Consider the following 24,894-nt stretch of genomic DNA (forward strand, 5'->3'; position numbering starts at 1 on the left):
CGAATGATTTAGAAGGTTAATGAAGCACCAAAGGCGATATTTTTCGGAATGGGATACCGGCCATTATCGCGATCACCATCTTCCGGATTCAAGCCCTTGTAGTTTGTAAAGTAGTGCAGGTTGTTGCCGGTCAGGTTGAAACGCAGGTTGCTGATTTTGAACCGCTGCAAAACCGCTGTTGGCACACTGTAGCTGAGCGTAACCTCCCGGAGACACAGGTAATCGCCGGATTCGTAATAAATGGAATTGGTCGTTAGCTCATGCCAGGCCGTTCCGCGCCAGTTGCTGTAATTTCCGATACCCGGCTGGTACTGCACCATGCTGGCAACATCGCCCTGTCTTTTCCAGGATTTTTCGGCCATCTCCTTTGTCATGTTAACCCCGGCCCACTGACCATCCATGAACGCCCGGGCGTAGTTGTAAATGGTATGGCCGGTTGCGTAATCGAGCCGAAGCGCGAAACTGAAATTCTTGTACGATAAATTGTTGGAAATACCGCCAGTCCAGACCGGGAACGGATTGCCGACGTATACGCGATCCCGTTCATCAATGATGTTGTTGCCGTCGAGATCCTGAAAAATGGCATCTCCGCCGTACTTTGTTTTGTCGGCATAGGTGATCAACTGATCAACCGGCGCTGATTTGGCTTCTTCATCGGTGGCATACACCCCGATCTGTTTCCAGGCGTAATGATCGCCAATGCGACCGCCTTCCCGCAAACCACCGCCCCAGACGTACGTGCCGCTGGCCGGGTCGTAAACGTTGTACCCCCCGATGCGGTTGTTGGGCGTGCCGTTGAAAGGCAGCGTCAGGATTTTATGACGGGTTTTGGCGGCATTCAGGCCAATCTGCCATTGCAGGGGGGAAGACGGCGGCAAAATTTGTGCGCTCAGTTCCAGCTCGATTCCTTTGTTTTCCAGACTACCCAGATTCGTGAAGATGCTGGTAAAACCGGTGGACGGTGGCAGTGTCAGGCTGGTAAGCAAATTGTCGGTCACGCGCCGGTACACATCGACGATCATGTTCACCCGACTTTTGAAGAGGCCCAGATCGGCACCGACGTTGAACGTCTTGGACTGTTCCCATTTCAGGGCCGGGTTCGGAATAACGGTGTTCTGTACGGCGGAGGTTCCGAGGTAACGGTCGCCCACACCGTATTCGCCCTGCGCCTGAAAGTCGTTTAGCCCGCTGATGTTCCCGTTGACGCCGTAGCTTCCCCGCAGTTTCAGCTGGATCAGATCGGCGGGCAAAGCTTTCCAGAATTCTTCCTGGTGCAGGTTCCAGCCGACCGATACGCCCGGGAAAAAGCCCCATTTGTGGTTGGCACCAAGGTTGGACGCGCCGTCGTAGCGGGCATTCAGGGAGAACAGGTATTTCTGTTTATAATCGTAGTTGATCCGGCCAAAATATCCCAGAATCACCTGGTCGCTGATTACACCACCTACCGAAACCGGCGTAGCGGCCGCATTCAGGGTCGGAATCAGGTCCGTAGCGGCCCCCTGTCCGTTGGCTGTCATTCTGTAATTATTTCGTCCGAAGTAGGAAAAACCGGCTTTTGCCGACAGGTTGTGGAAGGTGCCAAACGTTTTGTCGTACGAGAAAACCGCATCGGCCTGCCATTGGGTCAACCTTTCATAAAGAGCCGAAGCCGCCCGGGTGGTGACGGGCGTGGTGCCGTTGTAAAAGGAGGGCAGAAAGGAATAGCCATCCGTGGTTACTTTATACAATGAGAGCTGCGGATCGAAGGAAAGTCCCGGCAAAATATCCCAGCGTCCACCGACCGACAGGGTCATGTTTTCGATGGAATTGCCCCGTTTGTCTTTGTTCAGAAAGTACAGGGCGTTGCCGTTGCCCCGGTTGGCACCCGGTGCCAGGGTACCGTCTTCGTAATAGAGTTTGGAGGTCGGGACGTTGGCGGCTGAGCGGTAAAAAATCTGCGAAATATTATAGACTTCATTATTGCTCGAGCGGGTGAACATCGTCCGGCCAAAAAACATCAGGTTATCCCGTACCTTGAGTTCGCCGTTCAGGTTGAATGTCAACCGGTCGTATTTGGTTGTAATGACGGTTCCCTGGTTGCTCAGGTAGCCAACGCCCGCATTGAATGTCGCTTTCTCAGAGCCACCCGTCAGCGCGACATAGTGATTGTGCGAAACGCCGTTCTGATAAATCAGTTTCTGGTAATCGGTATTCTGGAAGATGATCGTTTTGGTGGAATCCAGCGGATCCGGCATGCTTTCCCAGCCTTCGTTCAGTTTGTGCTGATTCTGGGGAGTCAGGTACTGGGTGGTATAAATGGTATTTTTCGTTAAGTCATTACCGGTTCCGGCCCCGGTTGCCAGGGTCAGCATGCGCGTGGCCGTCGGGTCTTTTTTAGCCGACCGAACGGCACCCACCCGTTGCAGATAAATATAATCCCGGGCGTTGGCCATTTCGTACATCTTGCCGGGTTGGGAGAAAACCAGGTCGTAGGAATACGTGACGCGGGTTTTGCCGCTTTTACCGGTTTTGGTGGTGATAATAACCACCCCATTAGAACCACGGGCACCGTAAATAGCCGTTGAGGCCGCATCTTTCAGTACTTGCAGTGATTCAATATCGTCGGGGTTGATATCATTCATATTGGTCCGGATAATCCCGTCGATGATGTAGAGCGGGGCCGCGCCATTCGGGTTGTTGATGGAGGTTCCGCCCCGCACAATGATCCGGGGAGCCGCGCCGGGCTGTCCGCCGTTGGCCGGAGCCTGGACCCGAACCCCGGGCAATGCACCCTGTAGGGCCGAAGCCGCATTGGCATACGGTACGTTCTCCAGTACTTTGGCGTCCAGTTTCGTGACCGATGTGGTTACCGTTTCCCGCGATTGGGTGCCGTAGCCGACAACCAGGACTTCGTTGAGGGTTTTGCTGTCGCCTTTCAGCGTAATGTCCAGTAAGGTCTGATTACCGACGGTTATTTCCTGCGATTCGTACCCCAGAAAACTGAATACCATTACTGCCTGGTCGTTGGGAACATTGAGGGTGTACTGGCCGTTGGCGTCGGTGGTGGTTCCGGAGGTCGTTCCTTTCAGAACAATGCTGACGCCGGGTAAGCCTTCGTTGCGTTCGTCGGTAATTTTACCTTTGACCGTGCGCGCCTGCTGCGCAAAAATCGTCAGGCTACAACAAAGAAGTACAACCAGCAAAAAACAGCGCTTCCCGTTTAAAAAAGCAGGTAAAGTTTTATTTTTCATAGTATTCCAAATAGAAAGTCGTGCCGATTTTGACAAAAGCAAAATTAAGTTTCGACCCTATCGGAATCTGCTACTTTTATTTGTATTTGTAATACTATTTTTCAGAATTGCCGTCCTGCTCCCTTTTTCCGGTGAAAAAAGAAAATCAAACGGCTGCGTTGAGGGTTTTCCGGTATTCGCTGGGTGTCATGTGTTTAATTTTTTTGAATTGCCGATTAAAATTCGCGAGGTTATTGAACCCGCTTTCGCTGGCGGCTTCAACAATATTCAGGTCCTTTTCGGAGATTAATTTGCAGGCATGGCCAATGCGTACCGTGTTTAAGTATTCCACGAACGAGACGCGGTAATGTTCCTTGAAAAAACAACAAAACGTTGTTAGCGCCATGTTCGCGACGCTCGCAATTTCCGGCAGCGAAATCTCTTCCTGGAAATTCTGCATGATGTACTGGTTGATTTTTCGCAGGTGGTCCGACGATTTGAGGTGGATGTTCTGGACGTAACCCGGGCTGGCAAGCATCTCATATTCAGTAGTGTTTGCCAGGGTGTCAAAGATGGATAGTAAGGCAGAAAGCCGCTGCAAACCGTTCATGGTTAGCATCTGTTTCATCAGCTCGGTGATCTTTTCGCGGGTTGCTCCCATTAGGGTCATTCCTCGGTTGGAGCGCTTGAGGAAGTTGCGAAAGGTGTCCATTTCGGGGATGTCCATGAACGGTTTTCCGAGGAAGTTATCCACAAACTGAACCACAATGGCCCTGGCCTGGTAGCCAGCTTCGCCTTTGAAAAACTCCGGATCATTGACCCAGACATGGGGCAGCGACGGCCCCATGAAAACCAGGTCACCCGCGTCAAAGTAGCCGATATGATCGCCCACCATCCGGCGGCCGGTGCTTTTCAGAACCAGTACCAGTTCATATTCCGGGTGATAGTGCCAGGGGCAAGGAAAAAATTGGCCAGTTTCCTGAAAGACAATAAAAGATTTGTCATATTCTTGCGGTAACCGAACTTCAACAGTCTTCATGGCGAAAAGGGCTTAAGGGCTATACTAAGAGGTGAGTAAGTATACCAAAATTATTGAATCAGCCGGAGGGTTGTGAAAAATAGTATCAGAAATATGGATAAAAGTAACAGAAATAGCAAACTCGCACGACTACTTTTGCTGTAAGTTCCGGGTCCGATAATTCCGGCTGCCCGTCAACAACCTTTCTATCTGCTTTTCACGCATGAGTAAAACAAAAGTGATTCACCCCGACCGTGATCCTGCCTTTGCAACCGGTGCTTATTCGGACGGGGTCATTGCCGGTGGTTTTCTGTTCATCAGTGGACAGGCTTCCGTTGACTTTAAAACCTCCCAATTTGTACTGGGAACCATTGAAGACGAAACACACCGGACGTTGCAAAACATCAAAGCCATCCTTGAATCGGCGGGAGCCACGATGGACGACGTGGTCAAATGTACGGTTCACCTGGCCGACATTGCCGAGTTCGACCGCTACAATGTAGTGTATGCCAGTTACTTTCCGGCCATCAAGCCCGCCCGGACTACCGTGCAATCGGTGCTGGCGGAGCAGTTAAAAGTAGAAATTGATTGCATTGTTAAACTTCCGGCCTGAAAACCGTTCGGCGAATGGATGAGATGATACAAACGAGTGAGATCAGCGTAGGCGTTGTTGGGCTGGGGTTGATGGGGAGCAGTATCGTAGCAGCGCTTCTGCTGGCGGGTCATCCGGTAAAAGCCATTGCGCCACTCCCAACCGAACTGGCCGATGCCCCAGAGCGCATTCTGAGCCAGATCAAACACGGTGAGGAAGCCGATTTGCTGACCAAATCACCGGAAGAACACAGAACGCAACTGACGGTTTCGGCGGATTACGCCATTTTGAAAGAGTGTCGGCTGGTCCTGGAGTGCGTTACGGAGCGCATCAACATCAAACAGGTCGTTTACCAGAAAATAGCCGCCGTGGTTGGCAATGACGCCGTCATTGCCAGCAACACCTCGGCTATTCCGATCAGCCAGCTTCAACAATACGTGCCCAATCCGGAACGGTTTCTGGGCATTCACTGGGCCGAGCCGGCGTACATGACCCGGTTTATGGAAATTACCTGCGGTAGCCAGACCTCGCTGGAGCGTGCCAACTGGGTGTTTGAATTGGCGCACTACTGGAAGAAAGAACCCACGCTGCTGCGGAAAGACATTCGCGGATTTGTCACCAACCGGCTAATGTACGCCATTTACCGGGAAGCCTTTCACCTGGTAGAAACGGGGGCGGCCAACATGGACGATGTGGATAAGGCTTTTCGCTACGATGCCGGTTCCTGGATCACGATGATGGGTATTTTTCGGCGCATGGATTACACCGGATTACAAGATTATGCGGAAATTTTCCGGCGTATTTTCCCGCTGTTGTCCAATTCTGATGACGTGCCTGATTCAATGAAGCCTTTGGTAGAGAAGCAGTTGCGCGGCACGCAAAGCGCACAGGGTTTATACGATTACACGGAAGACGAAGCGAAGGAATGGGACAACGCCTTTGCGGTTTTTAACAAAGATATTTTTCAGTTGGCGGCCCGGTATCCGTTCCGGAAAGACCAGCAAATCGGTTAAATCCAACCATGACAAACTATTCTGAATCGGCAGCCCTGCTCCAACGGGCCAAGGCCGTGCTGGCCGGGGGCGTATCGTCCGAATTTCGCAAATACAACCACCCGCACGCCATCTTTTACACGCATGGCAAAGGCAGCCGGATTTACGATGTCGACGGCAACGAATACCTGGATTTTACCCTGAGCCAGGGGCCATTGCTGCTGGGCCATTCGCACCCGGAGGTGCTACAGGCCATCAATGAATACTCCGACCTGGGGCAACTCTTTGCCGGGCAGCACATCCGGGAAATTGAGCTGGCCGAAAAGCTGGCCGAACTCATTCCATCCGCCGAACTGATGCGGTTTTGCCTGGATGGCTCAGAAGCCGTCCAAACCGCCTTTCGGATCGCCCGGGCTAAAACCGGCAAGTCCAAATTTCTCCGTTTTGAGGGCCATTACCACGGCTGGCTCGACAACGTGGCCTGGGGTCTTTCAACGCCTTCCGTTGATGCGCTGGGCGAGCGCGAAAATCCGACGGTTTTTCCCTGGAGCGCCGGTCTGGCCGAAAACGCCCGCGAGGAATTCATTATTCTGCCCTGGAATGATTTGGAGCTGGTGCGCAAAACCGTGGCCGAACACCACCACGAACTGGCCGCCATCATCACCGAGCCGATTATGTGCAACAACGGCTGTATTGTGCCGCAGGACGGTTTTTTGCAGGGCCTCCGCGACCTGTGCGATGAATACGGTATCGCGCTCATTTTCGACGAAGTAATCACCGGTTTCCGGGTAGCGCTCGGTGGGGCACAGCAGCGGTTTGGCATTACGCCTGATCTGTCCATCTTTGCCAAGGCCATCGCCAGCGGCTACCCGATCAGCGCCATCGTGGGTCGGCGGGAGTGGATGCACCTGATTGAGGATGCCAAAGTCATTCACGCGGGTACCATGAACGCCAGCAACCCGACTGTGGCGGCTGCCTTGGCCACCATTCAGGTGCTGGAGCGGAACCAGCCTTACGAGCGACTGTACCAATTCGGCCAGAAACTGATGGCTGGTTTGCGGAAAGCTGCCGCCGAAACGGGGCAGAATCTACTGGTGCAGGGGCTTGGGCCGATGTTTCATGCCGGGTTTACCGATCTCGAAACCGTAACCGACTACCGGGGCACCCTGTCGTACGACAAAGCCAAGCTGGGGAAGTTCATCGCGGCCATGCACGATAAAGGCGTGCGCGTCATTGGCCGGGGGCTGTGGTACATCAGTGCCGCCCATACCGAAGCCGACATTGACCACGCCATCGCCACCGCCCGTCAGGTGCTCGAAAGTATGGCCCTGGAAACAGTAAAGAACTAAAAGCGACTCATGCGCAAGCCTGTTAACGAACAATAGTATGGGTACTACATCCGCTAAAAGAGACGCTATTTTGGTCATGGGCTGGAGCAAAGCCGTCACGGGCATTGTGGCCTGTTTGCAGCAGGCCGGTCATCCCGTGACGGTTTATACCAACAACGGTTTTGAAGCAGCCGAATGCCAGCCAATTTCACCGAGAACGATCAATTTGCCGGAGCTGGATTCATCGGTGGAAATCACCGACCGGCTAGACGATGCCCATGACTTTAGTCTGATCATTGTCTATACAGACGAAAATGAGTTTCAGAAAAAAGCGTGGATTCAGCAGTTGGAAGGTATCATTTCACCAGCTACGCTGATTGCCATCAATACCGAGAGTATTCCTCTCAGTACGATTCAGCAGGGGAGTCGATACCCGGAGCGAATCATGGGTGCCAATTGGACCGAACCCGCCGATACGACCTACTTTCTGGAAATTGTTGCCAATGAAAAAAATGATCCGGAGCAGGTCGGCGGTTTTTGTGAGTTGGCAAAAGCAAACTGGCAGAAAGACCCATACGTCGTGCGCAGCGACCGGGGTATTCGGTCACGGATGCTGTGCGCGATGATTCGGGAAGCGTTTTATCTGATCGAAAACAAGTACGTTTCCATTGAAGACGTGGACCGGGCCTGCCGCAATGATCCGGGGTACTACCTGCCGTTCAGCGGCCATTTTCGGTACATGGATTTGATGGGGGCGTTTATCTACGGCGTGGTGATGCAGGATTTGTTTCCTGAACTATCGAAGGCCCGTCATATTCCCCGTTTTTTTGAAGACATTGTACAAAACGGTGGGCTGGGCATGATCACCGAAAAAGGATTTTATCCCTACGAAGCGGGCGAACCGGAGCAGTGGGAAGAGTCATTTCGGGAGTTTAGCCAGCAAATCCGGGAGTTGATCAGCAAGTACCCGTTCAATTACGAAGAGGTCGCGCAGCCGTCGGCCAATCATTCCATTGTGCAATGAAAAGACGACTGATTTTCGACGCCCACCTCGATCTGGCGATGAACGCCCTGGAATGGAACCGCGACCTCTCGCGTCCGCTGGCCGAAATCCGGCAGCGCGAAATGGGAATGCGCGACAAACCCGACCGGGGTAAAGGCACGGTTTGTTTGCCCGAACTGCGGAAAGGCGGCATCGGGCTGGTGGTGGCCACGCAGTTGTCGCGGGTGACGCCCTACGGCAGTTCGCTGCCCGGCTGGCATTCGCCCCAGCAGGCCTGGGCCATGACGCAGGCACAACTCGTCTGGTACCGCGAAATGGAAGCGCTCGGCGAGATGGTACAAATCACCAATCTGACCGAACTGGACAACCACCTGGCGCTCTGGAACGATCCCGAAAAACCGGACGAAGAAAAACCGATTGGCTATATTCTGAGCCTGGAAGGAGCGGATTCGCTGGTCGATATTTCGTATGTACACCGGGCCTACGAGTACGGGTTGCGGGCGCTGGGTTTATCGCATTTCGGGCCCGGTCGCTACGCGCCGGGAACCAAAATGGAAGGCCCTATTACGCCCCTTGGACTGGATTTACTGACGGAAATGGGGGAACTGAACCTAATTCTGGACGTGACGCACCTGACCGACGAAGGCTTCGAGCAGGCGCTGGATCGCTATCAGGGACCGGTCTGGGCGAGTCACCACAACGTTCGGGCCATTGTACCGACCCAGCGACAACTGACCGATGAGCAGATACGACGGCTTACGGAACGGGGGGCGGTGATTGGTGGGATGTTGGATTGCTGGGCGATGGACATCCGGTTTATCGATACGGTTTCGGATCCCTGGCAATTGAACATCCGACTCGAACAGCTCGTCGATCACTGGGATCACATCTGCCAGATCACCGGAAACAGCCATCACGTAGCCATCGGTAGCGATCTGGACGGTATTTTCGGGACCGAGCAGTCGCCCTGGGACATGAATTCGATTGCGGATTTGCAGAAATACGAGGACATTCTGACCCGTCGTGGCTATCAATCCGAAGACATTGACAACATTTTTCACGGAAACTGGCTGCGGTTTTTACGCAAAGCCTGGCAATAAACAACAGCAATAGCCATGAACGCGCACGATTTTCAGGCCGGTGCGGCACAGGTTGATATTACGCCCCCGTTGGGAACCCTGATCAACGGCGACTTTATTACGCATTACGCTCGCTCTATTCATGATCTGCTATATGCCAAAGCGCTGGTGTTGCAACACGGCAGTACCACCCTCGCCATTGTGATCGTGGACATCTGCGCCATGCCGAAGGATTTACTGGACGAGGTGAAAAACCGCATCCAGACCGAAGCCGGGTTACTCCCACAAAACGTCCTGATTGCCAGTACGCACACCCACGCAGCGGGTTCGGTGGCGAGCCTGTTGCTGGGCGCGGCCGATCTGCCCTACCGTCAGAAATTACCAAGCCTGCTCGTCGAATCGGTGAAAGCCGCTTTGCAGAATCTACGCCCGGCAAAAATCGGGTTCGGGTCGGTGGACGTGCCGGAACACGTGGTGTGTCGCCGGTTTTTCATGAAGGAAGGCTATCAGGCGCTCAATCCCGTCACGGGCGGGCTGGACGGTGTGAAAACCAATCCGTTTGGTGATGAACAGCAGATCGACCGTCGGGTGGTTCCGGTTGATACGGAGGTGAGTTTTCTGGCCGTGCAAGGATTGGACCATCAATGGATTAGCCTCCTGGCCAATTACTCGCTGCACTACGTCGGCGATTGGGAAAATGGCACCATTACGGCTGATTATTTCGGCGTGTTTTCGGCCGAAATCGGGCGCTTGTTGCAAGCCGGTTCGGGCTTTGTCGGGATGATGAGCAACGGCACCAGCGGAGAAGCCAACATCTGGGATTTTCTGGACCCGGACCGTTACCCGACGGCGCATTTTGCCAAAAGTGAGCTGATCGGAAAAGACATTGCCAGTAAAGTGTTTGATGCGCTGCAAACTGTTGACTGGCAAACGGAGCCCGCCCTGTCCGCCCGGTATGCCGAGGTCGTTACGGGCATTCGGAAACCGTCGGCGGATGAACTGGAAGCGGCTAAAAAACTCGTGGCTGAAACCTATTACGAGAACATTCAACAACTTGATATGGATACGCTTCGCCGGATTTATGCCCGCGAACAGGTGCTGCTGAACGAGTATCCGGATACAAATGTGTTTCCAGTGCAGGCATTTCAGATCGGAACTGGCCAGATCGGGGCGCTGGGTGCGGAGTTTTTTGCCGAAACCGGCCTGAAATTGAAGCAAAACCGTCCGGCCTATTTTACGATTACGATGGCCAATGGGTACATCGGCTACGTGCCGCCCGCCCACGAACTTTTACGGGGTGGCTACGAGACCTGGCGCTGCCGGACCAGCTTTTTGGAACCGGGCGCCGAAGAGACGATCCGGACAAAGCTGACGGAATTGCTGACATCCAGCGTAGACAGTCCGGTTTATCAACCAAACTAAGCGTTCAAAACTGTTTAAATTCCGATGAAAACCCTTGACATTCAAGCTCTGAAAGAATCGTTTCGGACTAACGGATACGTTTTTCTGCCCGGTTTTTTGTCCGCCGAGGAAGTGAGCGAACTAAACGAAAAAGTGAAAAGCTTCGTCAGCAGCCAGGTTCCCGAGATGCCCCGGGACCTTGTTTTTTACGAAGACAAAAACGACCCGACGACGTTGAAGCAGCTAATCGATATGCAAAAGTATAATGCCTATTTCGATACGATGCTGAACAACAGCAAGTTCAAGGCTATTGCCGAATCCCTGCTGGACGACGCTGTGGTGCCCAAAACGCTGGAATATTTCAACAAACCGCCCAAAATTGGGAAGCCGACTCCCCCCCACCAGGATAATTATTACTTCATGCTAAAACCGGCCGAAGCCGTCACGATGTGGCTGGCGCTGGAAGACGTAGACGCCGAAAACGGCTGCGTTCGGTACGTGACTGGTTCGCACCAGCACGGCGTTCGGCCACACGGACGGACGCAGACACTCGGTTTTTCGCAGGGCATCACGGACTTCTGGACTGACGACGATCAGGCCAACGCCATTGCTTTTCCGGCCCAACCGGGTGACCTGCTCATTCACCATTCCATGACCATCCACTGGGCGGAAGCAAACCGCAGCGAGACCCGGACCCGCAAGGCTATCGGCTTGATTTACTGGGCCAAATCGGCGCAGGAAGATACGGCAGCTAAAGCCGTTTACCAGCAGAAACTGAAAGCCGAAACCATTCAGTAAGATGGTCGATGAAGCGCTCGTAATCGGACATGGCTCGCACCGGTATCGGGTTTCTCCGGACTGGGGCAAACTGGACCCGGCCACGCATCCGGTGAACGATTGCCACGAAATGGTGATTGACGCACGCGGGCGGATTTTTCTGCTGACCAACGAAACCCGCAACAACGTGCTGATCTACGACCGGTCAGGGAAGTTGCTGGATTACTGGGGAATCGATTATCCCGGCGGCCACGGCTTGACGCTGGCGAACGAAAACGGCGAGGAGTTTCTGTTTATCACCGACATTGACCGGCATCAGGTGGTTAAAACGACGCTTTCGGGCAAGGTCGTGATGGTACTGGATTACCCCAAAGAAACCGGCCAGTACGCGTTCGCCGAGCAATTTTTGCCCACGCAAACCGCCGTCAATCCCGCCAATGGTGATTTTTACGTAACCGACGGATACGGTTTACAGTACGTGATTCAGTACAACAACCGGGGCGAGTACATCCGGCACTGGGGCGGCAAAGGCGACGCGAATGAGCAATTTGACTGCGTGCACGGTATCGCGCTCGATATCCGAAAGCCAAATCAGCCAACGTTGCTGATTACGTCGCGGAATCACAATGTCTTGAAACGGTTTACGGTGGACGGCCAGTATATTGCCACGATTCCGTTGCCCGGCTCCTTTGTCTGCCGACCGGTTATCCACGGGCAGCACGTATTTGCCGCCGTTTTCCGGTCAACTACAAACCGGAATTTCGGCTCTGGTTACATCACGATGCTCGACGAAACCGATACGGTTATTTCGACGCCGGGTGGAACCGAGCCGGTTTATCAGGACGGTTTGCTGCAACCACAATCGCAGGCCGAGCCGGTGTTTGTGCACCCGCACGATGTGTGCATCGATGCCGACGAGAACGTGTACGTTTGCCAATGGAATGCCAATAAAGTGTATCCCATGCGTTTGCAAAGGGTATAAACGAAATAGAGACAAACCGTACATTGGATACGGGTTCAGAAACGACATAAACAGCTAGTTAATATGAAAATGCGCGAAAGCCGGGTCCTGAAGAAGTTGCGGGCTGGTGAAGTGGTAAGTTGTTTTAAAGTAAACATTGGCGACGGTCAGGTGTCGGAACTGGTGGCCATGACCGGCTTTGACTGCATCTGGATCGACCAGGAACACCAGGGACAGGACTGGTCGGTGGTGAGTGCTCATATCTGGGCGACCAAATCGCAGGGGGCCGACATCATGGTGCGGGTGCCGCGCGGCAGTTACAGCGGCTACGTCAAACCGCTAGAACTCGACGCGACCGGTATTCTGGTGCCACACTGTATGGGCCTGGAAGATGCGAAAAACGTGGTGAAAATGACCCGGTTCCACCCGTTGGGTCTGCGCGCCATCGACGGCGGAAATGCCGACGGAGCTTACACCAACCTGGAGTTCAGCGAGTACCTCCGCCAGGCCAACCAGCAGCGGTTTGTGGCGCTCCAGATCGAAGATCCCGAACCACTCGACGAACTGGACGAAATTGCGGCCCTCGACGGCGTGGATATGCTGTTTTTTGGCCCCGGCGATTTCAGCCAGGCCATCGGTGCCCCCGGCCAATGGAACCACCCCCGGCTGGTTGAGGCCCGGAAACGCGTGGCGGAAGCGTGTCGGAAACACGGCAAGTTTGCCGCGACCACCGGGCCCATCGACCGGCTGGAAGAATTCGTGAACATGGGCTACCAGTTCGTCAGTGTGGGTGCCGATGTACTAGGCATCAGTACGTATTGCCACGGTCTGGTCAGCCGGTTTAACAAGGAAACTACGACGACCCAACCCGCGCAGGGCGGTTACAAATAAAATGAGAAAACGAGCTTTAGGAGGCACCGGGATGGCGGTTTCCGAACTGGCTTTCGGGGGCGTCGAAATCGGAATGCCCTACGGCATTGGCGTCAACGGCGCGGAGGATATGCTTTCCGAGCAGGACGCCATTGCCCTGTTGCACGCGGCCACCGATTCGGGGGTTAACTTTTTCGACACGGCCCGGCTATACGGCGCCAGCGAAGTCATCATGGGCAAGGCGTTCCGGGACCGGCGTGAGCAGGTGATTATCGAAACCAAATGCCGCCAGCTGCGGGATGCCAACGGCGAGCTTCCAGACGGAGCCACCCTGAAAAAGATCATCAAAACGTCTTTGCTGGAAAGTCTGACGGCCCTGCAAACCGACTACGTGGACGTTTTCATGCTTCACCAGGCCGATCTGGGTATTCTGGCGAACAACGACATTCCGCTGATTTTTGATGAACTGAAAACCCAGGGCGCGATCCGCAGCACGGGCGTTTCGACGTATTCCGTCGAAGAAACCGGGAAGGCCATTGAAACCGGCGTGTGGGATGTGGTTCAGTTGCCGTTCAATCTGATGGACCAGCGACAGGCGGCTTTGTTCGCGCGAGCCCAGGAAAATGGCGTTGGTATTGTCATCCGGTCGGTTTTGATGAAAGGCTTGCTCACCAGCAAAGGTCAGCAATTGCATCCGGCTCTGGCTGATGTGGAGAACCACATTCGGCGGTTTGATGAACTGGTTGCGGAGCCGATTCCGGACTTGTCTACGCTGGCGATCCGGTTTGCGCTGGCCTTTCCGGAAGTGTCGGCGATTCTGGTCGGAATCGACAAACTGGATTACCTGAACCAGGCGCTGGCCGCTGTCAACGGTTCGGCGCTAACGTCTGAAACTGCCAACCGTGCCCAACAGCTGGCGTACCCTGACCCAGCCTTTCTGAATCTGCCACACTGGGACCGGATGGGCTGGCTGACGTAGCGGTTTCTTCTTAAAAACGCTTATTGCTATGCATGTCAAAGACTTACTGAGTTTAAAAAATACCGTTAGCCTGGTGACGGGCGGGGCCGGAAACTACGGCAAATGCATTGTGGAAGGACTGGCCGAGGCCGATTCGACGGTGATTATGGCTTCCCGGAATCTGGAAGCTGGTCAGGAAGTGGCCGCCCGGTTTCAGGCTCAGGGACTGGATGTTCACGCGTTGCCTGTCGATCAGGGAAACCCGGCTTCGGTTCGGGCGCTGAAAGAACAGATTCGTTCACAGTTCGGGAAGCTGAACGTATTCGTCAATAATGCGGTTTCGCGGCCGATGAAAGGGTACGACGCACCCATTGAGGATTTTGCGGAATCGATGCGCGTCAACGCGACGGGTTCAATGGATATTCTGCGCGAAATGGCCGACCTGATCGTTGAAAGCGGGGGCGGCAGCATCATCAACATCGGCTCGATGATGGGCATGTTCGGGCCGGATTTATCCAATTACGAAGGAACGACAATGGGCACTCCACCCCCCGATTATTTCTTTCACAACGCCGGTTTGCTCAACCTGACGAAGTACATGGCGCAGGTGCTGGCGGGCAAAAATGTCCGGGTCAACTGCATCAGTCCCGGCGGTTTGTTCAACCACCAGCCGGAGCGGTTTCTGGAAAATTACACCAAAAAAGTGCCATTGCGACGCATGGCCAACAACGACGACATCAAGGGGCTCATCGTGCTGCTGGCTTCGCAAGCGGGCGCGTACATCAACGGCGAAAACATTCTGATGGATGGCGGGCTGAATGCCTGAAACCGTCAGATATATTTCAGTTCTGTGGCCTTATGAATGAGAGCGGCAGCATTGACAACCTTGAACTTTTGCAGCAGATTCCGGCGGTGACTTTCAACGGTGAGCGGGCTGACGAAGATTTTATCGGCAATTTCCGGCGTGGTCATCCCTTCGGCCAGCATCCGAAGCACTTCTTTTTCCCGCCGGGTGATGATCGGTAGATCGCCCGCAGTAGCGCCCTGTATAATGTCCCGGACGCTCTGGCTCAGCGCAATTTTGCCATCCATGGCGGTTTCTACGCAGGAAATCAATTCTTCCGGCGAGGCATTTTTCAGGATGTAACCAGCCGCTCCGCTTTGCAGCATCCGTTGGATGATGCTGTGTTCGTTGTTGTTGCTGATTGCAATCACTTTGCACGACGGTTGTACCCGGATAATTTCTTCGCAAGCGGCAATACCGTTCATGTCAGGCATGTTGATATCCAACAAAACAACATCAATCGACTGGTCTTCGATGAACGCAATGCCGTCCGTTGCCGAGGTGAACGAACCCCGCAGGTCAATGTGTTCCATGTCTTGCAGCATGAACGTAAAGCCCTGCAAAACAATGGGATGGTCGTCGATGATGATAATTGATACCTTAGTTTCCATTCAGCGGGATGTCTATGTGGAAAGTGGTGCCTTCCCCGGTTTTAGAGTCAACGTCCACCGTTCCGTTCAGGATGGTGACCCGGTTTTCAATGTTCGACAGACCGATGCCTTTGCCCTGGCGGGCGGTTGTCGGGTCAAAACCAACGCCGTCGTCTTCTACAGCAATGTAAAGATGGTTCTCGTTTTCACTGCATTGCACCACAATATTGTGGGCTTTGGCGTGTTTAATGGCGTTGGTCAGCAATTCCTGTACAATCCGGTAAACCGTGATCAGCAGTGCCTGATCGTAGGTTTCCCGCAGATCGAAGGCCTGAAACTTAACGGTGGTTCGATCGGTGTCGAGGGCCGCACACAAATCCCGCAGCGCCGGTTCCAGTCCCATGTAGAGCAGTGACTCCGGCATCATGTTGCGGGCAATCCGCCGGAGTTCGTCCACGGAATGGTCCAGCTGGTTGATGACTTTGTAAAGTTCCATATCGGGTTGTTTGATCGTATCGTGCTTCTTGGTGGCAATGGACGAGAGTTTGAGCTTGACACCCGCCAGCATCCCGCCCAAACCATCGTGTAAATCCCGGGCAATGCGGTTACGTTCCTGTTCCTGGCCCTGGAGCATGGCGTTGTACTGGTTGATTTTTTCCCGCTGGCGAATGGCTTTCAACTCCTGTTGGTGCAGGGCTTCGTGTTGCCGGGCGGCTTCCTTGTTTTTGCGGTATAGTTTCCAGCCCAGGTACGATAGCAACAGCATGACTAGTAACCCCGTGGTCAGCAGCAGGATAGACAGTCGGTTTCGTTCAATTTTTGACTGCTGCTGGTAGTTCTGATCCCGGAGTTTCAGGATTTCGTTTTCCTTTTCAACAGTTTGGAACTTCTTCTCCAACTCGGCAATGCCCACCGCTGCCCCGACCTCGAACACACTATCCGACAACGCGGTATACTGGTTGAGCCATCGCAAAGCCGACCGATAATCGCCCAGTTTGGCATCGGTTTCGGACAGTTCCTTCAGCAAAAGCCGCCGGTTGTGCGTATTGCCCGCTTTTTCGAAATACCGATACGCTTCCAGAATGGCAGGCTTGGCCCGGTGGTAATCGCCCGCATCCTGAAAAAGAATGCATTTTTCAAACAGAATGTCGGCTACGTAAAACTCATCCTTCAGCTCATGTGCAACGGCCAGGCCCCGGTCGAAACTGGAAAGGGCTTCCGAATACTGCTTGACATGCCGGAAGTAATTGCCTTCCGTCCGGTAGAAAGCCGGAAGATAAAGCGAATGCGGAATCGCCCGCACCTGAACCCGGGCGCTGTCGAGGTACGTTCTGGCTTTGGCGTAAGTGCGGCTGTATACCGCATTTTTGGCGGCATTGACGAATGCCGTGAGCTTCTTCTCATGCGCTTCGGGATACGCGGATAAGCCGCTCAGAGCCCGCTGGTAATAGAGATCGGCTTTGGCATAATCTGTCGTATTCATCAGCACCAGGGCCACGTTGTGGTAATACTCCGAAATCATCAGAGTATCACGGGCTTTTGTGGCCAGCGGAATCGCCTTATTCAGCAGAATATCGAGGTACGCTTTTTCCTGTTCGGCCGACTGGAGCAGAATGCCGTAATTGTTCCAGGTACGGGCGCGAAACCGGTAGGCTTCCGCGTGATTGTATTTTTTCAGCAGCTTTTCAGCCTGCTGATATTCGCGTTTGGCGCGGTCACTGTCTATACTGAAGTGGATTCCGGCGGTATAAAAATGCAGCAGCCCCTGGTAATAAGAGTCACCGTCGGGCATAAAACGGCGGGCCTCCCGAATATACGCAAAAGCTTTAGTCGTATCCCGGTCCGACCAGAAGTTGCTCAGTTCCAGGAAATGCCGGATTCTGGCGCTATCAGTTTTGGCTTGTCGGGCCTGTTGCAACAGGCTGTCTGCATAGAGCGTGGCGCTGTCTTTCTCCTGCGAAAATGACAGGAGACTCCACAAACTGAACCACACGGTTATGACTGCCTGTTTCATGCAAAATCGGTTATTCCTTGCTGCCGTACTGGCCCGGTTTACGTTCGATCATCTGGTTGGTTCAACGGCTCACTTTGATGAGTTCAACCCGGCGGTTTCTGGCTTTGTTTTCTTCCGAGTCATTGGCCACCAGCGGTTTTTCGGAACCAAACCCCCGGGCGGTCAACCGGTCTTTGTTAATCCCGGACGCGATCAGCGCCCCCACAACGGTTTCGGCCCTTTGTTGCGACAACGTCTGGTTGTGGCTGGCCGAACCGGTATTGTCAGTATGGCCTTCGATGGACAGACTCAGATCGGCGCTGGCTTTCAGGACCGACCCGATTTCGTCGACGGCCCGTTGCCCATCGGTCTGAAGTGTCGCCTTATCCACGTCAAAGTTAATGTATAAAACCGCCCTGCCTTTCGCGTCCAGCTCTTTCTGAATCTCGTCGGCTTTGAGCAGGCTCATGGTGTTGTTCAGTTTGCCGCGCTGGACAATGGCAATCGAACCGCTTTTATTCAGGGGCGATAAATAAAACTGCACCCATATCTCCGCGTCGTTGGTACGAATGACGTACGTTTCGGGATTAAAATTGCTGGACGAATGCAGGTATTTCTTGGTGTAAGCACCCTCTTCCAGGTTTTCCTTCTGCCCTTTTTCGGGCACTTTTCCATCATTCACCTTTACCCCACCCAGTTGCCCGATAAGCTCTTCGAAGCTTTTACTAAGTTCCCGTTCGCTGAATTCCTTCTCTTTATTGGTTCGCGCGATACTGATGCGAGCCTTGTAACTTTTTCCATCCACCGGGTGGTACTTGCCATCAATCAGAAAATATTCCCGGTCAAACTCTTTGGTAATGCCGATTCCAGAGTTGTTTTTCCCAGGGGCCGTATACACGTAGCCATCGGGCAACTTAAAGAAAGGAAAAGTTCCCAGATCGGCGTCGGTTACCGGAATAGCCTGAAGATCAAAACCGACAGCCGCTGCCTCTGAAGTGGTCTGGGGCGATTCCTGCACGGTTTTTTCCTGAGTGGGCGTTTGGTTTTCACTTCCCTGCTGACCGCATGATGCCGCCATCAAACTAATGACTAAAAGAAACCCTAGTTGCTTCATTCTTTCAAAGTTAACTTTAACGTAACACGTCTATTCAGAATCAAATATGACTAATTTAAGTGTTACTATGTTACTATTTTCATTTAATGTTCTAACGGAGCATCGGTTGTGCCCGGCTGCTTAATTCCGTGTACTCGCCAGTTTGGGGCCATTTTTCGTACAACATGATGGCGGTTTCGCTCTTTTCGTTCACCTCAATCGGCTCCGGGGCGTTTGCTGGAATCAGGAAGATATTGGGTGTGCTTAGGTGATTCTGCTGCTGGTTGGCACCCCACAAAACCGACAGGTGTTTTCCATCCGGACTCCAGCTGGGCGAAAAAACCTCCAGCGACGAGCGGGTCACTTGCTTCAACTCACTGCCGTCCAGCTTCATGGTCCATACGTTGCCTGCGTGGTAAAACGCCAGCTTTTGCCCGTCCGGACTGACGTCCGGTTCCCGCACGGCACCCGTCAGCTTTTTGACGGTGGAACCGCTCGTTAGCTCTTTGTTCGTCAGGGCAATTTCACCGCCGTTATTCGTCAGGATCAGTCGGCCATCGGGCGTCCAGGCGTAATGGCTGACTCCGCTCATGGCGGTAATGACGGCACCATTGCGTCCATAAATCGCCACTACATCGTCGGTTAGCTTTTTGGTCGCAAACTTCGATTTGTCCGGTGAAATTTTAACATTGACATAGCTCTCCGGGGTCGGGAAAGCCAGGACGCGCCGACCGGACGGATCCATGACCCGGATTTCGTAGACGTTGCGTCCCGCGCTGCTGTTGTAATCAAAATAATTGAACGCGATTTCCTGACCATCGCGGGAAACATCAACCGACCGGGACTGGTCGGGTTTGTCATCGCTTCCACCAATGTTCGTGATAACGCCCGTTCCGAGGTTGATTTTTTGGATGTTCTGATTGGCAAAAAAGTACAAATCACTTTTGACGGGCAGGTTGGGCCAGCCCCCGCTTTTGCCAATACGATCCTGGTCCGAACAAGCCAGCAGGCCGGTCAAAAGAAGCAGGTAAATACCGTATTGAACTGTTTTTATCAGGTGTGTGGCGTTCATATTTTGTGCTTTTCGTGGAGCCTGTTTGTACCGTCTGGCAGTCTGGAGAGGAATGACAACGGTATGTTGACGAGTTTCATCTAACTAAATAGACAAAAGTAGACCGGCCCGCCAAGCCGATCAATCCACGAAAACCAGTAATTTTAAGTAGGGATGGACGAAAGAACTCTCTCCGTTCTTGCAAAACCGGTTTTATGCTACCTGATGTAGCGTCCGGAACGCAGAATCTCTGCCCACTTGCGGTAGCCCGCCAGCGTTAGGTGGACCCCGTCCCAGGTATATTCTTTTTTGAGCTTTCCGGTGTCGTCCGCGAAGTGTGGATGCAGGTCAATCACTTCAAAACCCTCGGTGGGGGCCATTTGCTTTAGGGCATCGTTCAGGTATCGGGTGTTTGCTTCCTTGTTGTAGTGGTTTTTGAGTTTCTGAAACGTGTCGTTGGTGGGCAACAGCGTCTGGAAATAAAGGCGGGTATGGGGCGAACCGGCTTTTAACCGGCGCGCGATTCGGCGGTAATTTTGCAGAACCACGGAATCTGGTATGTTGCGGGCCAGATCGTTAATTCCGATCAGAACGAAGACCTTGGCCGGCCGTCCCTGAATGACTTCGTCCAGCCGTTCCAGAACGCCAAAGGTCACATCGCCCGGAATCCCCCGGTTTTTGTAGCGGCTGTTGCCGAGTAGTTCGCTCCAGTTTGCCCAGAAGGTAATGCTATTGCCCAGAAAAACCACATCTTTTCGGGCGTGGGGCAGCGAGCGGAAAAGCTCAACCTGGGCTTGGTAAATATCGGGCCGAATAGTGCTGTCCCACTTGACTTCCTGAGCAAACAAAGTCCTGAAAGAAAGTCCGAGAAGAGCGATCAGAAAACCGTTCTTTTTCATGATCAATGACCTGCTAGTTGATCTGGTGTTAGTTCATTGAGCAACTTCTGCCCCTTTTGAAACCGGTCAATATTTTGTAAAAAGATGGATGAAACCCGTTCCAAAAATCGGGGGCTCAGGCTGGAACCGGAAATATGGGGCGTCAGAAGCACATTTGGGAAGGCCCAGAGCGCATGTTCCGGCGGCATCGGGTAGTGGTAGTGGGTGTCGAGGGCGGCTCCCGCAATCCAGCCTTCCGTCAGTGCTTTCAACAAGGCCGCTTCCTGAATCAGGGGGCCGCGGGCGGGGTTCAACAAAAAAGCCGTCGGTTTCAGCATTCGTAGTTCGGCTTCGCCAACCAGCCCCGTTGTGGTAGCGGTTTGCGGCAGGGCCATGACCAGAAAATCCAGGCTGTTGAGAAACGCTCCCTTTTCGTGACTGAAAAAAACGCGGTCGGGCAGCGCACCTTCGGGATCACCGGTTTCGGGAACACCATAGGTTGTTTCGCGTTTCGGGATCGGTTGCCGGACCAGTACGTGCACGGTCATGCCCAGCGCTTTCGCTAACCGGGCCGTTTCGCGCCCAATACCGCCGTAGCCCCAAATGCCGACCACCGAACCACGGATTTCGTTCTGAAACCGGGCCGAGCGATCCCAGATCCGGTTTTCCTGATTTCGAACCAGCCCGCGCAGGTCCCGTGACAGGTTAATCATCATGGCGATGTTCCACTCGGCAATCGGTACGTCGAACACGCCCAGCGAATTGCAGGCCCGAATGCCCCGCTCCGTCAGGTTTTTGCCAAACAACTGACTATACCCCGCCGAGCTGATCTGCACCAGTTTCAAGTGCGTCATTTCGTCGTGGTTTTCGGGCAGGAACGTGCAGAAAAGCACATCGCAATCCCGAATCTGGTCTGTGGGTAATGGCCGTACTTTTTCTTCCGGCTGCGCCACTACCTCCACGGATACATCCGGCAGGTTCTGCAACGAACGAAGCACCGGTTCGTATACCGGCATGTCAATCAAAATTTTCAGCATACGTCAGGTCGTCAGGATTTTGCCGGGAACGCTGTTGAATTCTCCGCTGCCCGGAATGAATGGAAACCGCCGGATGGTCTCGTCCGTCAACTCAATGCCCAGACCCGGTTTTTCAGGACGCTGGACGTAGCCATTTTTCAATTGCAAACTATCGCCGATGACTTCCCGGTGCAGCGGGCCATACGCCGGGGCTACTTCCAGAATGACGGTATTCGGGCAGGCGAAACCGGCGTGGATGTTCTGCATCTGCGAGCCGCCCGCACCCCAGGCATGGGGAGCGATCTTCTGCCCGCGCTGGGCCAGGCTGGAAGCCACCTGCATAAATTGATCCAGCCCGGCGGTAAACGACGCATCCGGTTGACCTACGCCGAAACTGTCCTGCTCGATGAACGTCTGCCATTCGCAGACCGCCGTCAGGCATTCGCCCCCGGCGATGACGGTTTTGGTAGTTCGGCGTAGTTCGGCGTAGAGGTCGGGGCGGGTATAGTGGAGCGGTTCTTCCAGAAAAAACAGGTTGTAGGGTTCCAGCGCCTGGGCCACGGCGGTGGCGGTTTCCAGACCCCAGGTCAGCGTCGGGCTGTTGCCCATGTGGGCGTCGAACAGCAGCCGGAGATGGTTACCAAACTGAGCGCGGACAAATTCCGCTTTCTTCGCTTCCAGATCGGCGGCTTCATGGGGGTCGGTAGAAACTTCAAAACCACGGTTTTTCCAATACGCGCCGGCTCCGATTTTGACACCCTGAAAACCGAGTGACTGGTAAAACGCGATTTTATCGGCCAGCTTTTCCAGTGGGTAGTTGCTCGGCCCGCCCGTGGCGTAGGCCGGAAGCTGGTTTTGGGGAGCAAATGGTGTTTGGACCGTTTCCGGAAAATCGTCTTTCCAGGCATCGCCCAGCAGTTTATAAACTGGCACGTCCAGCGCTTTGCCTTTCAGGTCCCAGAGCGCGGCTTCGATCCCGGCCAGCACAATCGCGCCCAGCCCAACCCGGCACCAGAAATTCCCGCATTGGTACATGCGTTGCCAGAGCTCCGGAATGTTATCAACGGTCTGGCCAATTAGAATCGGTTTGAAAAACTCCACAATAGCGGGTACGCCTTCCGGGAAAAAATAGCCCGCGTAGGTTTCGCCCAGACCTGTCAGACCCGCGTCGGTTTCGATGCGGATGAAAGCGGCACTGCGAAGTTTACGCGCTTCGGAAAGGTACGGATCGTCGGTGCAGGGGCCCGTCAGCAAAATCGTTTGAACGTCGGTAATTTTCATGATTATCCGGCTCCATTAAACCGTTTTGGGTTGAACAACGAGTTCGATGGCGGCCACCGTAATAGGCTCTTTGCTTTGGTTTTCAACGACAATTTTATTCCAGCCGTCGGTCACAAGCGAAACCGGAAAGCGATAATTGTAGGCCACATTTTCCGGCGAGTGGTGCGTCAGCGAACCGCACGGCATGAGCAGCTTCTGGCTGGATTCGTTTTTGAGATTGGGCCAGCAACCGTTGACCGAAACCGGCAAGTGAGTCACCTTATCGCTCGCTTTCAGCACCACCTGTACCACTAGTTCCAGGTTCTGGTCGGTGGGTTCGGCGCACATGGCTAGCTGAAACGGTCGTTGCGCAAAAGGACCAATGCTGGCGGGCATTTGAGCGGGAAGTTCAAACGGCGTTGGGTTGAAATTCGCACCGGCCGTGCTGAAACAGTAGTGTTTGGGTTTGCCGCGCAGGAAGTCGAGTTTATGAATGTCGCGGAGGGCCGTGTAATCGGCCTTGATACCCGACAGTCGGTTTTGATCGGAACAGAAAAAATTGAACCACTCGATGCCGTGTACGCCCATGGCCAGCTTGCCAGCCGCGTTGGCCCGTTCAATTTCCGGACTCGCGCCGATGTACCGCATCCGTTCCTTAACCGTTCCGGCTTCATTTTGTGTGGGCAGGCTGTTGGCACCGTCATCTACGGAGCCGTAAATAGTCACGCGGTCGCCCAGACGTCGGCGAAACTCGTCGTGTGGCATATCCCAGGTTGTAGCCCAGAATCCCGCCGGAATGATGAAGTCGAGTGTTCCTTCCTGGCATAGCGTCACCACATCCACGCCAATGGCTTTCAGTTGATCCAGCGCCCCCGGAATGCGCATCCCGAACGGATACGGTTTTCCGGTTTTCTTGGCTTGCCGCTGCGTAAGCGCCCGAATCTGACGAAACCAGTCGTTCATCACGGCAATGGTCTGGGGTGACGCGCCGGGTTCGCAGCAGAGGGGTTGTCGCCACCAGTCGAGTTCCAGTCCTTCGAAGTCGTAATCTTCTACCACCTCCCGAATCTGCTCCAGCATCAGCGCGCGGACTTCCGGTTTTTCGTAATTCAGCCCGATCCGATCCTGTGCGTTCTGCAAACCGTAGGAAGCGTGCTGGAGCCGCATTTCTTTCTGCTTGAAAAGCGGAAGATTAAAAAAGCTACCTTCGGGATTCCGACTGCCGTGCATGTCGTTCATCCGAATGCTCACCCAGGGCGAGATTTTCCGGCGTCGGCACGCTTTGGAGGTTTCGGCCAGCCAGTCGACACCTGCGTCGATCAAATCCTGGTAGCGATTCATGAACAGGGTAAAATTGTCCAGAAACTCCTCCACGGCTTCGGGGTCGGTAATGCCCTGGCAGATGGCATGGCCGCGAAAGAAGTCGCGATCGCCCCGTTTGTAGCCGTCAAGAATGCTAGGGATTTTCTTGCTGGGATACCAGGCGCGGTTGGCGTTGGCGTTGATTACGAAGGTATCAATGCCGTTGTCGGCCAGCAGATCCACATAGCGGTGAATGGATTTGGCTTTGAAGGGGCCACCCACGAGGGTGGGCTTGGCGTTCATCTTACCGGTGCGGGGGTTGACAACGGTTTTTAACGAATAGTCTTCGGGTTGCCAGAGCTCCGGGTTGTAAAAATAGACGCAGGTGTCACCATTGAACAGGTTACGGTGGGTGTCAAGAATCGATTTTTTGGGTGGCTTGGCCTGAGCCTCAACGGATGAAGTGGCAAAGATATTCGGCAGGACAGGGGCCGTGGCGGCACTGACGAAGCCACTGCGCAAAAAATCCCGCCGGGTTTTTGAAGGTTCGGATCCCATGACAAACGGTTGTGATAATTTCAGGGCGAAGGTGTACGGCAACGGTACGGTTTTAGCCGGTTTGACCTGCACTCCACAAAATTAGCTGCTGCGTCTGCCGCTTTCTTTTACTTTCTTATGG

Annotated in this window: 21 protein-coding genes; 11 read left to right on the forward strand and 10 right to left on the reverse strand. The window is 53.8% G+C overall.

The genetic code is table 11. The features are described 5' to 3' along the window. Nucleotides 1-8 precede the first annotated feature (8 nt). Nucleotides 9-3,230 carry a SusC/RagA family TonB-linked outer membrane protein gene (locus ACYVH9_RS02580; protein WP_460634727.1) on the reverse strand — a complete coding sequence of 1,074 codons (3,222 nt, stop codon included), beginning with the start codon at nt 3,228-3,230 and terminating at the stop codon, nt 9-11. A gap of 145 nt (nt 3,231-3,375) precedes the next feature. Next, on the reverse strand, nt 3,376-4,248 hold the full coding sequence (locus ACYVH9_RS02585) for an AraC family transcriptional regulator (RefSeq protein ID WP_460634728.1): 873 nt from the start codon (nt 4,246-4,248) through the stop codon (nt 3,376-3,378). Between the two features lie 202 nt (nt 4,249-4,450). Here ACYVH9_RS02585 and ACYVH9_RS02590 point away from each other — a divergent pair, with 202 nt between their 5' ends. The 11 genes from ACYVH9_RS02590 to ACYVH9_RS02640 all read left to right on the forward strand — a co-directional run bounded on the left by ACYVH9_RS02590 (nt 4,451) and on the right by ACYVH9_RS02640 (nt 15,014). After that, a complete protein-coding gene (locus tag ACYVH9_RS02590) occupies nt 4,451-4,840 on the forward strand; it encodes a RidA family protein (protein ID WP_460634729.1) in 390 nt (129 codons plus the stop codon). A gap of 14 nt (nt 4,841-4,854) precedes the next feature. After that, on the forward strand, nt 4,855-5,832 hold the full coding sequence (locus tag ACYVH9_RS02595; RefSeq protein WP_460634730.1) for a 3-hydroxyacyl-CoA dehydrogenase family protein: 978 nt from the start codon (nt 4,855-4,857) through the stop codon (nt 5,830-5,832). An 8-nt stretch (nt 5,833-5,840) separates the two neighbouring features. Beyond that, the gene (locus ACYVH9_RS02600) at nt 5,841-7,160 is read left to right on the forward strand and encodes an aspartate aminotransferase family protein (RefSeq protein WP_460634731.1); all 1,320 of its coding nucleotides are present in this window, start codon (nt 5,841-5,843) and stop codon (nt 7,158-7,160) included. Between the two features lie 37 nt (nt 7,161-7,197). Beyond that, nucleotides 7,198-8,163: a 3-hydroxyacyl-CoA dehydrogenase family protein gene (locus tag ACYVH9_RS02605; protein WP_460634732.1), complete on the forward strand. Its 966-nt coding sequence runs from the start codon at nt 7,198-7,200 to the stop codon at nt 8,161-8,163. Beyond that, a complete protein-coding gene (locus ACYVH9_RS02610; RefSeq protein WP_460634733.1) occupies nt 8,160-9,242 on the forward strand; it encodes a dipeptidase in 1,083 nt (360 codons plus the stop codon). The genes ACYVH9_RS02605 and ACYVH9_RS02610 overlap by 4 nt, the downstream gene beginning before the upstream one ends. 15 nt (nt 9,243-9,257) lie before the next feature. After that, on the forward strand, nt 9,258-10,643 hold the full coding sequence (locus tag ACYVH9_RS02615) for a neutral/alkaline non-lysosomal ceramidase N-terminal domain-containing protein (RefSeq protein WP_460634734.1): 1,386 nt from the start codon (nt 9,258-9,260) through the stop codon (nt 10,641-10,643). A gap of 24 nt (nt 10,644-10,667) precedes the next feature. After that, nucleotides 10,668-11,420, forward strand: coding sequence for a phytanoyl-CoA dioxygenase family protein (locus ACYVH9_RS02620; protein ID WP_460634735.1), 753 nt, complete (start codon nt 10,668-10,670; stop codon nt 11,418-11,420). A gap of 1 nt (nt 11,421) precedes the next feature. Then, nucleotides 11,422-12,381 carry an NHL repeat-containing protein gene (locus ACYVH9_RS02625; RefSeq protein WP_460634736.1) on the forward strand — a complete coding sequence of 320 codons (960 nt, stop codon included), beginning with the start codon at nt 11,422-11,424 and terminating at the stop codon, nt 12,379-12,381. A gap of 63 nt (nt 12,382-12,444) precedes the next feature. Then, nucleotides 12,445-13,251 carry an HpcH/HpaI aldolase family protein gene (locus ACYVH9_RS02630; protein WP_460634737.1) on the forward strand — a complete coding sequence of 269 codons (807 nt, stop codon included), beginning with the start codon at nt 12,445-12,447 and terminating at the stop codon, nt 13,249-13,251. 1 nt (nt 13,252) lies between these two features. After that, a complete protein-coding gene (locus tag ACYVH9_RS02635) occupies nt 13,253-14,209 on the forward strand; it encodes an aldo/keto reductase (RefSeq protein ID WP_460634738.1) in 957 nt (318 codons plus the stop codon). Nucleotides 14,210-14,237: 28 nt separating this feature from the next. Further along, nucleotides 14,238-15,014 (forward strand): SDR family oxidoreductase, encoded by a 777-nt coding sequence (locus ACYVH9_RS02640; RefSeq protein WP_460634739.1) that lies wholly within the window; start codon nt 14,238-14,240, stop codon nt 15,012-15,014. 5 nt (nt 15,015-15,019) lie between these two features. Here ACYVH9_RS02640 and ACYVH9_RS02645 read toward each other — a convergent pair whose 3' ends face one another. From ACYVH9_RS02645 to ACYVH9_RS02680, 8 genes are all read right to left on the reverse strand, one after another. Continuing rightward, nucleotides 15,020-15,643, reverse strand: a complete 624-nt coding sequence (locus ACYVH9_RS02645) for a response regulator transcription factor (protein WP_460634740.1) — start codon at nt 15,641-15,643, stop codon at nt 15,020-15,022. Further along, entirely contained in the window at nt 15,633-17,636 is a 2,004-nt protein-coding gene (locus ACYVH9_RS02650) for a sensor histidine kinase (protein ID WP_460634741.1), read from the reverse strand. The genes ACYVH9_RS02645 and ACYVH9_RS02650 overlap by 11 nt, the downstream gene beginning before the upstream one ends. A 61-nt stretch (nt 17,637-17,697) precedes the next feature. Further along, a complete protein-coding gene (locus ACYVH9_RS02655; protein ID WP_460634742.1) occupies nt 17,698-18,729 on the reverse strand; it encodes an OmpA family protein in 1,032 nt (343 codons plus the stop codon). A gap of 91 nt (nt 18,730-18,820) precedes the next feature. Then, on the reverse strand, nt 18,821-19,780 hold the full coding sequence (locus tag ACYVH9_RS02660) for a hypothetical protein (protein ID WP_460634743.1): 960 nt from the start codon (nt 19,778-19,780) through the stop codon (nt 18,821-18,823). 197 nt (nt 19,781-19,977) lie between these two features. Continuing rightward, nucleotides 19,978-20,658 carry a GDSL-type esterase/lipase family protein gene (locus tag ACYVH9_RS02665; protein WP_460634744.1) on the reverse strand — a complete coding sequence of 227 codons (681 nt, stop codon included), beginning with the start codon at nt 20,656-20,658 and terminating at the stop codon, nt 19,978-19,980. 2 nt (nt 20,659-20,660) lie between these two features. After that, nucleotides 20,661-21,674 carry a D-2-hydroxyacid dehydrogenase gene (locus ACYVH9_RS02670; protein WP_460634745.1) on the reverse strand — a complete coding sequence of 338 codons (1,014 nt, stop codon included), beginning with the start codon at nt 21,672-21,674 and terminating at the stop codon, nt 20,661-20,663. A 3-nt stretch (nt 21,675-21,677) separates the two neighbouring features. Continuing rightward, nucleotides 21,678-22,934, reverse strand: coding sequence for a mandelate racemase/muconate lactonizing enzyme family protein (locus ACYVH9_RS02675; RefSeq protein WP_460634746.1), 1,257 nt, complete (start codon nt 22,932-22,934; stop codon nt 21,678-21,680). Nucleotides 22,935-22,949: 15 nt separating this feature from the next. Next, complete coding sequence (locus tag ACYVH9_RS02680) at nt 22,950-24,773, reverse strand: glycoside hydrolase family 10 protein (protein WP_460634747.1); 1,824 nt, start codon at nt 24,771-24,773, stop codon at nt 22,950-22,952. Nucleotides 24,774-24,894: the final 121 nt, after the last annotated feature.

The sequence above is a fragment of the Larkinella harenae genome (assembly GCF_054780515.1).

Coding starts and splice junctions, on each gene's coding strand:
- ACYVH9_RS02580 (WP_460634727.1), bottom strand. CDS start 3,230: ATGAAAAATAAAACTTTACCTGCTTTTTTAAACGGGAAGCGCTGTTTT.
- ACYVH9_RS02585 (WP_460634728.1), bottom strand. CDS start 4,248: ATGAAGACTGTTGAAGTTCGGTTACCGCAAGAATATGACAAATCTTTT.
- ACYVH9_RS02590 (WP_460634729.1), top strand. CDS start 4,451: ATGAGTAAAACAAAAGTGATTCACCCCGACCGTGATCCTGCCTTTGCA.
- ACYVH9_RS02595 (WP_460634730.1), top strand. CDS start 4,855: ATGGATGAGATGATACAAACGAGTGAGATCAGCGTAGGCGTTGTTGGG.
- ACYVH9_RS02600 (WP_460634731.1), top strand. CDS start 5,841: ATGACAAACTATTCTGAATCGGCAGCCCTGCTCCAACGGGCCAAGGCC.
- ACYVH9_RS02605 (WP_460634732.1), top strand. CDS start 7,198: ATGGGTACTACATCCGCTAAAAGAGACGCTATTTTGGTCATGGGCTGG.
- ACYVH9_RS02610 (WP_460634733.1), top strand. CDS start 8,160: ATGAAAAGACGACTGATTTTCGACGCCCACCTCGATCTGGCGATGAAC.
- ACYVH9_RS02615 (WP_460634734.1), top strand. CDS start 9,258: ATGAACGCGCACGATTTTCAGGCCGGTGCGGCACAGGTTGATATTACG.
- ACYVH9_RS02620 (WP_460634735.1), top strand. CDS start 10,668: ATGAAAACCCTTGACATTCAAGCTCTGAAAGAATCGTTTCGGACTAAC.
- ACYVH9_RS02625 (WP_460634736.1), top strand. CDS start 11,422: ATGGTCGATGAAGCGCTCGTAATCGGACATGGCTCGCACCGGTATCGG.
- ACYVH9_RS02630 (WP_460634737.1), top strand. CDS start 12,445: ATGAAAATGCGCGAAAGCCGGGTCCTGAAGAAGTTGCGGGCTGGTGAA.
- ACYVH9_RS02635 (WP_460634738.1), top strand. CDS start 13,253: ATGAGAAAACGAGCTTTAGGAGGCACCGGGATGGCGGTTTCCGAACTG.
- ACYVH9_RS02640 (WP_460634739.1), top strand. CDS start 14,238: ATGCATGTCAAAGACTTACTGAGTTTAAAAAATACCGTTAGCCTGGTG.
- ACYVH9_RS02645 (WP_460634740.1), bottom strand. CDS start 15,643: ATGGAAACTAAGGTATCAATTATCATCATCGACGACCATCCCATTGTT.
- ACYVH9_RS02650 (WP_460634741.1), bottom strand. CDS start 17,636: ATGAAACAGGCAGTCATAACCGTGTGGTTCAGTTTGTGGAGTCTCCTG.
- ACYVH9_RS02655 (WP_460634742.1), bottom strand. CDS start 18,729: ATGAAGCAACTAGGGTTTCTTTTAGTCATTAGTTTGATGGCGGCATCA.
- ACYVH9_RS02660 (WP_460634743.1), bottom strand. CDS start 19,780: ATGAACGCCACACACCTGATAAAAACAGTTCAATACGGTATTTACCTG.
- ACYVH9_RS02665 (WP_460634744.1), bottom strand. CDS start 20,658: ATGAAAAAGAACGGTTTTCTGATCGCTCTTCTCGGACTTTCTTTCAGG.
- ACYVH9_RS02670 (WP_460634745.1), bottom strand. CDS start 21,674: ATGCTGAAAATTTTGATTGACATGCCGGTATACGAACCGGTGCTTCGT.
- ACYVH9_RS02675 (WP_460634746.1), bottom strand. CDS start 22,934: ATGAAAATTACCGACGTTCAAACGATTTTGCTGACGGGCCCCTGCACC.
- ACYVH9_RS02680 (WP_460634747.1), bottom strand. CDS start 24,773: ATGGGATCCGAACCTTCAAAAACCCGGCGGGATTTTTTGCGCAGTGGC.